Origin of the sequence: Acinetobacter sp. AOR12_HL, from assembly GCF_027855275.1 — a bacterium.
Taxonomy (GTDB): Bacteria; Pseudomonadota; Gammaproteobacteria; order Pseudomonadales; family Moraxellaceae; genus Acinetobacter; species Acinetobacter baumannii.
Map to the genome: position 1 here is coordinate 1 of NZ_JAKTIJ010000011.1, position 11,076 is coordinate 11,076.

At 37.8% G+C, this 11,076-nt stretch carries 8 protein-coding genes; 4 read left to right on the forward strand and 4 right to left on the reverse strand.

Going from position 1 to position 11,076, the window contains the following annotated elements; genetic code table 11:
- Positions 1 to 310: 310 nt before the first annotated feature.
- Complete coding sequence (locus MKL36_RS04250; RefSeq protein WP_021511257.1) at positions 311 to 502, reverse strand: hypothetical protein; 192 nt, start codon at positions 500 to 502, stop codon at positions 311 to 313.
- Between the two features lie 132 nt (positions 503 to 634).
- Here MKL36_RS04250 and MKL36_RS04255 point away from each other — a divergent pair, with 132 nt between their 5' ends.
- From MKL36_RS04255 to MKL36_RS04265, 3 genes are all read left to right on the forward strand, one after another.
- Positions 635 to 1,870 carry a phage/plasmid replication protein, II/X family gene (locus MKL36_RS04255; RefSeq protein ID WP_021511258.1) on the forward strand — a complete coding sequence of 412 codons (1,236 nt, stop codon included), beginning with the start codon at positions 635 to 637 and terminating at the stop codon, positions 1,868 to 1,870.
- An 11-nt stretch (positions 1,871 to 1,881) separates the two neighbouring features.
- The gene (locus MKL36_RS04260) at positions 1,882 to 2,196 is read left to right on the forward strand and encodes a hypothetical protein (RefSeq protein WP_021511259.1); all 315 of its coding nucleotides are present in this window, start codon (positions 1,882 to 1,884) and stop codon (positions 2,194 to 2,196) included.
- A 470-nt stretch (positions 2,197 to 2,666) separates the two neighbouring features.
- Positions 2,667 to 4,928, forward strand: coding sequence for an ATP-binding cassette domain-containing protein (locus MKL36_RS04265; protein ID WP_021510662.1), 2,262 nt, complete (start codon positions 2,667 to 2,669; stop codon positions 4,926 to 4,928).
- A 146-nt stretch (positions 4,929 to 5,074) separates the two neighbouring features.
- On the opposite strand, the gene adeB is transcribed toward MKL36_RS04265, so the two are convergent.
- Complete coding sequence (gene adeB, locus MKL36_RS04270; protein ID WP_021510663.1) at positions 5,075 to 8,185, reverse strand: multidrug efflux RND transporter permease subunit AdeB; 3,111 nt, start codon at positions 8,183 to 8,185, stop codon at positions 5,075 to 5,077.
- Positions 8,182 to 9,372 carry a multidrug efflux RND transporter periplasmic adaptor subunit AdeA gene (gene adeA, locus MKL36_RS04275; RefSeq protein ID WP_021510664.1) on the reverse strand — a complete coding sequence of 397 codons (1,191 nt, stop codon included), beginning with the start codon at positions 9,370 to 9,372 and terminating at the stop codon, positions 8,182 to 8,184. The genes adeB and adeA overlap by 4 nt, the downstream gene beginning before the upstream one ends.
- Positions 9,373 to 9,517: 145 nt before the next feature.
- Here adeA and MKL36_RS04280 point away from each other — a divergent pair, with 145 nt between their 5' ends.
- On the forward strand, positions 9,518 to 9,838 hold the full coding sequence (locus MKL36_RS04280) for a response regulator (RefSeq protein WP_270908981.1): 321 nt from the start codon (positions 9,518 to 9,520) through the stop codon (positions 9,836 to 9,838).
- Positions 9,839 to 9,855: 17 nt separating this feature from the next.
- Here MKL36_RS04280 and MKL36_RS04285 read toward each other — a convergent pair.
- A protein-coding gene (locus MKL36_RS04285; RefSeq protein ID WP_085944219.1) for an IS3 family transposase occupies positions 9,856 to 11,000 on the reverse strand; the annotation gives its coding sequence in 2 pieces (ribosomal slippage) (positions 9,856 to 10,736 and positions 10,736 to 11,000; 1,146 coding nt in all).
- Between the last annotated feature and the right edge of the window lie 76 nt (positions 11,001 to 11,076).

Below are 11,076 nucleotides of genomic sequence, written 5' to 3' on the forward strand. Positions count from 1 at the left end.
ATAATAACTAGATTATGTTACTTGCCTTAGTCATTGATAAATAAGCTAATTTCATTAATTTGGAATTAGCTTTTTTGTCAATGATGCTATGCTTTTGCCTGCACTTGCAGGCATTTAACATCAATCTTCATTATGCGAACTGGAGGGAGAGGAAAGGGCGGGCAGCGACTTGTCGCGCCTGACCTTTCTGAATATTTTTTGGTGTCTGAGGGTAAAAAAGTCCACCTTCTCTAGTGTGGACTTAACTGCGGAATTTTGCACTTTTTCTGATTCTAGTGTGGACTTAACTCCCGAATTTGGGAGTTTTTTCTTATTTTGGTATGTGTAACTTACCGCTGTTACTAATCTCTACAAGATCTAGTCCGTTTTCTATTAGAATGTGAACTAACTCACTATCTCGAATAGGTTGTTGACCTTTAGCAATTAAAACTTTGTTAAGTTCGACAGCTTTCTTTCTAAGCTCTTCTTGCTCTTTGTCGTTAAGCCTAACGCTTTGTACCATTCCCAATTTTCCCAAATTTTAGAATGTAGAAAATGATACATGTATTTTTGCATGCATGTATTGTGCATGCGTGTATCACTGTGGTAAATTCTTCGCATTGCATTTATGCATGCATGTTTACATGGTGGGGAAATGTTAGACAAAATCGTGATGCACATACCAGTTGATGCTTCGCTAGTCGATATTGATAGCGAAGGTCGGTACTGTGTATTTGGTTTTGATTTACTGGACCTTGGGTTAAGAGTTGGCTCTTATGATGTATACAAAGACGAAGATGGGAACGTTAAACATCAAGTTCTAAATCATGCATATTCTAAACTTCCGACTTCTTACACGAAGATGGCTTTTAAGTTTTTCCATGAAGGTCGTACTTATCCTTATGTTGAGCTTAAAGCTAGTCCTGCGAAGATTCTTCAAGGACATAATGTGTATGGAACGGATTGGATAGAGCAGGGTGCGCTTGAAATGCTCGGCTATTTAGCTGAATCGCATCCTACACTTTACGGTATGTTGGCCATTGGTGAGACGGAAGTTAAACAGTTAGATGCAACTTATTCAGCACGCTTACGTGATGATAACCAAGTTGCTGATGCTATTGACTTTTTACGCAATGTAACTACTCAACATATCCGTAAATCGACTAAGCAAGTTACCTATAAGAATACTAACTATTATGGTTCTGAACGTTGTAAACGTTTTGCCCGTAAAGTTTACGGTAAATCTGCTGAATTTCAGTCTCAACTTGAAGAGCAAATTAAGCTTGCTAAGGCAAATGATAAATGTGCTCAACGTGTTGTAGCTGTTATGTCAGATCCAGATTTACAGCAGTGGGTTAAAGGTCTCTTGCGATTTGAAACAGGCATTAAAGCCTACGTTATGAAAGAACTCGGTATTCCGACTAATTTATTTGAACTTATTCGTTATCAACGCTCTAACCCTAATTTTTTACGTGATATCTGGATTAAAGCAAACGCTCAGTTATTTAAAGCCCTAGAGGGTACAGCCATGAAAGCTACTGACCACGATACTGTATTTAAAAATCTCTGTAATGTTTTTGGAACTGTGACACCTAAAGGCCGTCAAAGTTTTACTAAGGCTCGTAATGTCTTCAATTTTTACTGCGCATTAGAAATGAATGGTTATGAGGTTATGAAGACACGTTATGGTGAGCGTCAGTATTACCAATATATGGCTGATTTAATTGCTGCGGGTTACTCAAAAGCATTCTTGCAGAATCTACATGTTGAGTCTAAATCCAACATTATTCCATTTCTTAAACTTGTCGAAATTAATTTCGAAAATCAAGTACCTAGCAACTTTGTTGAACCAATTTCTACTTTTAATCAGCGTGAATTACGCATCGCATAAGGATCATATTTATGTCTCAAATTATTTTCAAAGCAAAGCTACTTAACGTTGATTTAACTACAAATGAGAAAGGATTAAACATGCGTTTAATCTTTGAATCACAACGCTATGACAAAGGTCTCGATCAGTGGGTTCCATGTTCACAGAACGTTAAAGTTGTTGAAGATCATCACCACATGAAAGATTTTTATTTGTCGTACAAAGGTCGTGAAATCTATTTACCAATCGAAATGACAGCGATGGACCGCAACATTTTTTATAAGACTACTGGTGACGGTAAGCCGTTGCAGGTTGAGGAAAAGAAAGCGACTGATATAAAAGCTTAATAGTATCAAAGGCTTACATATATAACATGACGTATAATGTATATTATGTTAAATAAAAGATTTGGAAACCTACCATATATAAGGCTTTGCTTACTCTGTGTTGTTGCTCTAGCTACATTTGACCTTTACTGTAATCCACCACAAATTGATTAGGTATAAGTTCACCCCTAGACATGCAGCAAAACTTTATTTAATTTAATTCATAACAAATTTAAGAAATTCTCTATTACTTGTTTGGGTCAACCTTAACCCTATTAATCTAATTTAATCTGTTAGCAAAATCTGACAACATGAACTTTATACAATGTGTTTATTCATAAAACTTGTTCTTCAGTGCCCTTATTGCTTATTGATATATGGAAAAGGCTTATAAGTTAAATATTTAAACTATTTTCTTAAGAAACATATACATCCTTCTCATCAATTTTACCTTATCTTTACGCTAAATCTTTGATTTCAAGTGATCACACATGACTAAAAGAACAATAAATATTTATGGTGCCAGACAAAATAACCTTAAAAATATTTCATTGAAGATTCCTAAACATAAAATCGTTGTCTTTACTGGAGTCTCTGGTTCAGGTAAATCTTCTTTAGTTTTCGAGACTATTGGCGCAGAAGCTCAAAGACAAATTAATGAAACTCAAGATAGTTTTGTACGTAATCGCTTGCAACATTTTGGTGTTACTGACGTTGATAAAATTGAAAATTTAAATGTACCTGTGATTATTAATCAAAAACCTTTAACGGGCAATATTCGCTCAACTGTTGCAACAATTACAGATATTTATGCCAATCTTCGCTTGTTATTTTCACGTATGGGTGAGCCGTTTGTTGGATATTCCAATGTCTTTTCTTTTAATCACCCAAATGGCATGTGTCCACAATGCGAAGGTATTGGAATCGAGCAAACAATTGATATTTACAAAATATTAGATTTAGATAAATCCTTAAATGAAGAAGGTGCTATAGACTTCCCTACTTATCAACCTACAGCATGGCGTTGGACGCGATATGCAGATTCAGGTTACTTTGATTTAGATAAAAAATTAAAAGATTATAGTGAAAAAGAATGGGACTTATTTTTGTATGCTCCTCAGCACAAGCCTTTAAACCCGACAAGTAAATGGAGAAAAACCGCACTTTATGAAGGACTAATTCCCATATTTGAGCGTAACTTTTTAAAAGGTGAAGCACAGGAAAGAAATCGTTATAGAAATAAACTTGAGCGAATTATTACAATCAAAGAATGCTCCTTATGTAAGGGACAACGGCTAAATCAAAAATCCTTATCTTGTAAGATTAACGGTAAAAATATTGCGGAATGTACGGCCCTATCCGTATCAAGGCTTTTAGAGTTTCTCGAATCGATAAAAAGTGAAAAATTTGAAACCGTTTTGCACGAAATAAAAAATAAACTCAATAACTTAAATCTCGTTGGACTCAGCTATTTAAACCTTAACCGTGTCAGCAATACATTGTCGGGAGGAGAATCACAACGAATTAAAATGGTTAAACATTTGGGTAATAGTCTGGTTGACCTACTCTATATTTTTGATGAACCAAGTATTGGCCTGCACCCCAAAGATTTAGATAATATTATTAAAATTATTCAAAAAATTAGAGATAAGGGAAATAGTGTTTTATTGGTTGAGCATGATCCTGATCTTATTAGGACAGCTGATCATGTCGTTGATATGGGGCCTCTTTCTGGTATCAACGGCGGTGAAATTATTTACCAAGGAACTTTTGAAGAATTAAAAAATTCATCAGGTTTAACAGGTGCGTTTTTTAGAAGGCCAAATACCTATAAGAAAGAACCACGTATGGGCAATGAATGGATTTCAATTAAAAATGCTCATTTATTCAATTTAAAAAATATTGATGTCGACATTCCTAAGAACTGTCTAACCGTTATTACAGGAGTCGCTGGTTCAGGAAAAAGCACATTAATAAGTAAAGTATTACCACAACAATATCCTGAAACAAAAGTTGTTGATCAATCTGCAATTACTGCAAGTATTCGCTCAAATTTATTGACCTATCTTGACCTTCTTGATCCGATTCGTCAGCTATTTGCAAAAACAAATAAAGTAAGTGCCAAGCTCTTTAGTTTTAATAGTGAAGGTGCTTGCCCTCAATGTAAAGGATCTGGTATCGAAAGGGTTGAACTTGCATTTTTAGATGATATTGAAATGACATGTGATGTTTGTCATGGTTCTGGATATGCACCTGAAGTTTTAAAATATCTTTATAAAGATAAAAATATTGCTGAAATTTTAAAAATGACGGTTGCAGAAGCAAGCAACTTTTTTGAAGATCGAATTTTACAGCAACAATTTAATTCTTTGATGAGTTTGGGGCTAGACTACATTGCAATTGGCCAACGCTTAAATACATTTTCGGGTGGTGAGCGTCAAAGGTTAAAACTCACAAAACAAATTAATGAAACAGATAATATTTTTGTATTGGATGAACCGAGTACAGGACTACACCCTTCTGATACTGAAAAACTAATTAGTTTATTAAATAACTTAGTTGAGAAAGGCAACACAATCATTGTGATTGAACACAACTTAGACATCATAAGTCAAGCAGACTGGATTGTTGATATTGGTCCTTTGGCGGGTGACAAAGGTGGTGAATTGGTATTCTCAGGAACTGTTAGCGGTTTACTTTCAGCAGAAAAATCTTTAACAGGTTATTATTTGAAAAAATATTTAGAGCTGTAAAAAATATAGGCTAGTCTGACTTTTTATATAAATTTAAAACCCAAAAGACCACAAATGGCTGACATTTATTAGTTAGTAATATTCTCTCATTCAGATCAGTAAAAATGCATCAGAGGAAATTTAGTATTCCCTCTGATGCATTGAATTTAGGAAGAGATTTTTTTCTTAGAGGAAAATAGCTTTTCTACTGCACCCAGAATGAAAATAAAGAATACGGGAACAAAGAAAATAGCCAGAATGGTGGCTGAAATCATGCCACCAAAAACCCCTGTGCCTAAAGCATGTTGAGTTTCTGAACTTGCACCTGAGGCAATCACCAAAGGAATTACACCACACGTAAATGCAAGTGATGTCATCAGAATTGGCCGTAAGCGAAGTTTGGCTGCGGCAACAGTGGCTTCAATCAAACTCATGCCTTCTTCTTTCAGCATTTTCGCAAATTCAACAATCAAAATTGCATTCTTTGCCGATAGACCAATAATGGTAATTAGCCCGATTTTGAAGAACACATCATTCATTAACCCTCTAGACATAATGGCAATGATTGCTCCAAAAATACCGAGTGGCACAACCAGCATCACAGAAAGTGGAATTGCCCAGCTTTCATAGAGTGCAGCCAAGACAAGGAAAACCACTAACATGGATAAACCAAGTAAAAAGGCCATTTGTGATTCAGACTGCTTTTCCTGTAAGGAAATACCTGTCCACTCGTAGCCAATACCTTTCGGTAATTTCGCAATCAGTTGTTCCATTTCACGCATTGCTTCACCCGATGACGTATCGAAGTTAGGAATACCAGCAATACTCAAAGATGGTCGTCCGTTATAACGATTATATTGTTGTGGTGCCTTATTCCATTGTGGCGTTACAACTTCTGATAACGAGACTAATTGACCGCTTGAACCCATGACCTTCAGATTCAATATATCTTTCAATTGCATACGTGATTTAGCCTCAACTTGTACAATGACTTGTTGCATACGTCCTTGATTAGGGAAGTCATTGATATACATTGAACCCATTGATGTAGAAATGATGTCTGAAACATCAGAAAACTTAACACCAAGTGCACTAAGCTTTTCACGGTCAATTTTTAAAGAAATATTGTCACCTTGTGGCAACCCTTCATTCCAAACCATATAGAACTTTTTATTCTTGGCTGCCATTGCCATAAGTTCATCTTGAGCAGCCAGTAAAGCAGGCATACCTAAGTTAGCGCGGTCTTGTAAACGTAAACTGAAACCTGAAAAAGTACCTAACTCATCAATAGCGGGTGGTAATACGGCCATGGTCTCACCTTCCGTACTGTTCGCCATAGAAGTATTAACGGCGCTTGTCATCTTAGATGCAGAGCTAGTCCGCTCTTTGAAATCTTTAAGTGTCGTAAAAGCCACAGCTACGTTTTGTCCTGCGCCACTAAAACCCCATCCCAAAATGGTGGTATTACTTTTTACATCGGGGTTGTCTTTCAAATTATTTTCAAATTGATTGACTACGTTCCGAGTACGCTCTGCAGTTGCATCTGAAGGTAGTTGGAATGAAGTCATGAACCAGCCTTGATCTTCCTCTGGCATAAATGCTGTTGGCCAATATTTCATTCCGGCAAAGGTAATACCGGTAATTACTAAAAAGATCACCATCATTGGAACTGTATGTTTGATGATTTTAAGCAGCATCAATTCATACTTTTTAGTGACTTTATCGAAACTACGGTCAAACCATGCAAAGAAGCCCTTTTTTTGATGATGCCCATCGATTGGCTTTAAGATCGTGGCACAAAGTGCCGGTGTTAAAATGAGTGCCAATAGCGCTGAAAATAAAATAGATACCGACATGGTCAAGGTAAACTGTTTATAGATTACCCCTACAGAACCACTCGCAAATGCCATAGGTAAAAATACTGCCGCCAATACCAGCGTAATACCAATAATCGGGCTGGTAATCTCTTTCATTGCTTTAGAGGTTGCATCTTTAGGCGATAATCCTTCTGTCGCCATAATCCTTTCTACGTTTTCAACCACGACAATGGCATCGTCGACAATAATCCCGATGGCAAGTACCATACCGAACATGGTGAGTACGTTAATTGAAAAGCCGGCAAGCAACATCACGGTAAAAGTACCGAGTAAGGCAATAGGGGCCACAATCGCTGGAATAAGCGTATAGCGGACATTATGTAAAAACAGATACATCACAATGAAAACCAGAACCATGGCTTCAAGTAATGTATGAATTACCTTTTCAATTGAAATTTTGACAAATGGCGCGGTGTCGTAAGGAATACTAAACTCCATGCCTTCCGGTAAATTTAACTTCAATTCTTCAATTTTTGATCGAACACCTTCGGCAGTTTTCACGGCGTTAGCACCCGGGCTTAACTGAATTGCTGCCGCGGTAGCAGGCTTACCATTTTCCAAAATGGCAAAGTTATATGCCTGTGAGCCTATTTCTACATTGGCAACATCAGATAACTTAATTACGCTACCGTTAGTTTTACTTTTTAAGCTGATATTTTTAAATTGCTCGAGACTAGACAATTGCCCTTGAGCAGACAATGGAATAGTAATGAGCTGGCCTTTTTCAGCTGGTAAATCACCAAGTCGGCCGGGTGCAATTTCGACATTATTTTCACGAATGGCATTATTCACATCGCTAATCGATAAACCGTAAGAAACAAGCTTATTCGGGTCGACCCAAATACGCATAGCTTTCTCTGCACCGAAAGATTGAACCTTCCCTACACCTTCGACACGTTTTAGCTCTTCTACAACATTTCGAACCAAATAATCACTCAAATCAACTTCGGAATATTGATTATTTGGAGAGTTAATCCCGACCAGCATTAAAAATCCGGACGATGAAGCCTCAACCTGTAAACCTTGCTGACGTACGACTTGCGGTAAGCGAGCTTCTACAGCCTTGATTTTATTTTGAACGTCGACCTGAGCCATTTCCACATCTGTGCCCGGTTTAAACGTAGCGGTAATCTCTGCTGTACCGGAGGTATCTGTTGTCGCACTATAGTAGAGTAGATTTTTTACACCCGATAATTCGCGCTCAATTAAGGTTACAACGCTATCGTTAATGGTTTTAGCTGTAGCACCAGGATAAGTCGCACTAATATTCACCTGTGGCGGGGCCACACTTGGAAAACGTGCAATTGGCAGTTTAGGAATACTCAGCAATCCAAATATAATAATGAAGATCGCGATAACCCAAGCAAAAACGGGACGACGAATAAAAAATTGTGACATCATGGTTGCGCCCCCTCAGCTATAGAAGTTTTGGTTTCTACACTTGAAGCATGATTTGCGACGGTTGGTGCTTTCCATGCTGCCAATGCCAATTTTTGATTTGGCTTAATACGCTCAATACCTTCAACAACGACTTTGTCACCGACTTTCAAGCCTTTGTTAGCGATATAGAACTGCTCATATTGCTGTCCAATTTCGATAGGACGAATTTCCGCTGCCCCTTGGGCATTGATGACATATACTTGAGGCTCGCCACTGATATTACGTTGGATCGCTTGCGCCGGAACCAATAGCGCTTGAGGAATAGAAGCACGATCAATATTGACACGCACATACATGCCCGGAAGTAATTTTCGTTCAGTGTTATTAACTTCAATACGGAATGTGACATCGCCCGTTTCCGGGTCAACATTAATATCTTCAAACAACATTTTTGCTGTGACGTTATAAGGTTGCCCGTGACTATTGGTAATACGAACGGTTTTGTCACTATTTGCTGATAATTCACCACTTTGTAGCGCAGCTTGTAAGCGCTCATACTCACTAACTGATTGCTTTACATCAACATAGACTTTATCAATCTGTTGAATGGTTGCCATCGTATTGGTATCGCCCTGACCGACCAATGCACCTTCAGTGACAAAAGATTGCCCAATACGCCCAGAAATAGGCGCTCGAACTGTTGCATATTGCAGATTCAAGTTTTGTCTGGCCAGCAATGCTTTCATTTGAGCGACATCGGCTAGAGCCTGACGATACTGAGCTTGAGCATTACTTACTTCTTGCTTACTAATTGCATTACTTGGTAATAGCTGCTCATAACGTTCTAACTGAACTTTGAGTCTTGCCACCTCAGCTTCAGCTTTATTGAGAGAAGCTCTATTGCTATTTACATCAGCCTCAAAAGTCTCGGAATTAATTTTATATAAGGCTTGCCCTGCTCTAACTTCACTACCTTGTTTAAATAGAACCTTTTCAATGATACCTCCGACTTGCGGACGGATTTCCGCCGTACGGAACGCATGTACTCGTGCAGGAAGATTTTCACTAAAATTTACCGATTGCGGTTGAATGCTTAATACACTGACTTTAGCCGGTGGTGGCTCAGCTTGAGCGACTTCTTTTGAATCACACCCCTGTAATATCAGCCCAATAGATAAAAATAAAGGAAGTAAAAGATGCTTTTGCATACTGTCCAAACCTAGTGAGTTTTTGATGTTCGTATTATTTTTGATGAGTGTGTAGGGATAATCACTAAAGTGTGGAGTAAGTGTGGAGAAATACCGATAATTTAGCGTATGATGAGTTTAAGCACTTTCTATAGCCAGATTTTCTATGTTTGATCATTCTTTTTCTTTTGATTGCCAAGATAAAATTATTCTTGTGGTAGAAGATGACTACGATATTGGCGACATTATTGAAAATTATTTAAAACGTGAAGGCATGAGTGTTATTCGGGCCATGAATGGAAAGCAAGCGATTGAATTGCACGCTAGCCAGCCCATCGATTTAATCTTACTTGATATTAAATTACCCGAATTAAACGGTTGGGAAGTATTAAATAAAATACGCCAAAAAGCTCAGACTCCCGTGATCATGTTGACGGCGCTAGAGAGGTGGTCCCACATGTTTGAACAACTAAAAGCTTATTTATAAGTGATACTCTGCTCTAGTTAAGCTACCTTATTTTGTTGTGGTAGCTGGTCATAGTAAAACTCATCTGGAGTCATTTTGTCCAGACTCGAATGAGGTCGTTTCAAATTATAAAATTCAAAATATGCGTTTAATTGCTTCTTCGCATCCAAAACATTGCTGTAGGCTTTGAGATACACCTCTTCATATTTAACGCTCCGCCATAATCGTTCAACCATCACATTATCAACCCATCGACCTTTACCATCCATGCTGATTTGGATGTCATTTGATTTCAATACATCAATAAATGCATCACTGGTAAACTGACTGCCTTGGTCTGTATTAAATATTTCAGGTCGACCATATTTTTCAATAGCTTCATTTAATGTTTCTATGCAAAATGTAACCTCCATACTAATCGATACTCTATGCGCAAGTACCTTGCGGCTATGCCAATCAATCACAGCACATAAATAAACAAAGCCTTTTGCCATAGGGATATACGTTATATCCGTAGACCACACTTGATTACTGCGCTGAATAGCCAATCCTTTGAGCAGATATGGATATTTGCGGTGAGCTTGATTAGCCTGGCTTAAATTTGGTTTGCAATATAACGCATTAATGCCCATTTTCTTCATTAAAGTACGTGTATGACGTCGTCCTATATGATGTCCTTGACGATTCAACAAATCACGCATCATACGGCTACCTGCAAAAGGGTATTGCATATGTAACTCATCCATACACCGCATCAGCTTCAGATCTGATGCACTCACAGGTTTTGGGCGATAGTAATAACAACCACGGGAGACTTTCAGCAGCTGAGCTTGCTTAGATACTGAAATCTGAAGTGAGTCATCGATTAACTTTTGTGGTTGAAGCGGCCCAGTTTCTTCAACACACCTTCTAAAAAATCAATTTCTAATGCCTGCTCACCGATTTTTGCATGTAGTTTTTTTAGATCGATGGGTGGTTCTGTTGGAGCTTTTGATTGATCGAAAGCTTGCGAGGAAGCTGAAATCAGTTGATTTTTCCAGTCGATAATTTGGTTTTGATGAACATCAAATTCAGCACTCAATTCAGCAAGTGTTTTTTCTGCTTTAATCGCAGCAAGTGCTACCTTAGCTTTAAAATCATTTGAATGATTTCTTCTTGGTCTACGTGCCATAAAATACTCCATATATTGATGTTTATAACATCATTTGGGGAGCAAAATATCACTTATAAGTGTTGTTCAAATTTCCTGATCCACCTCT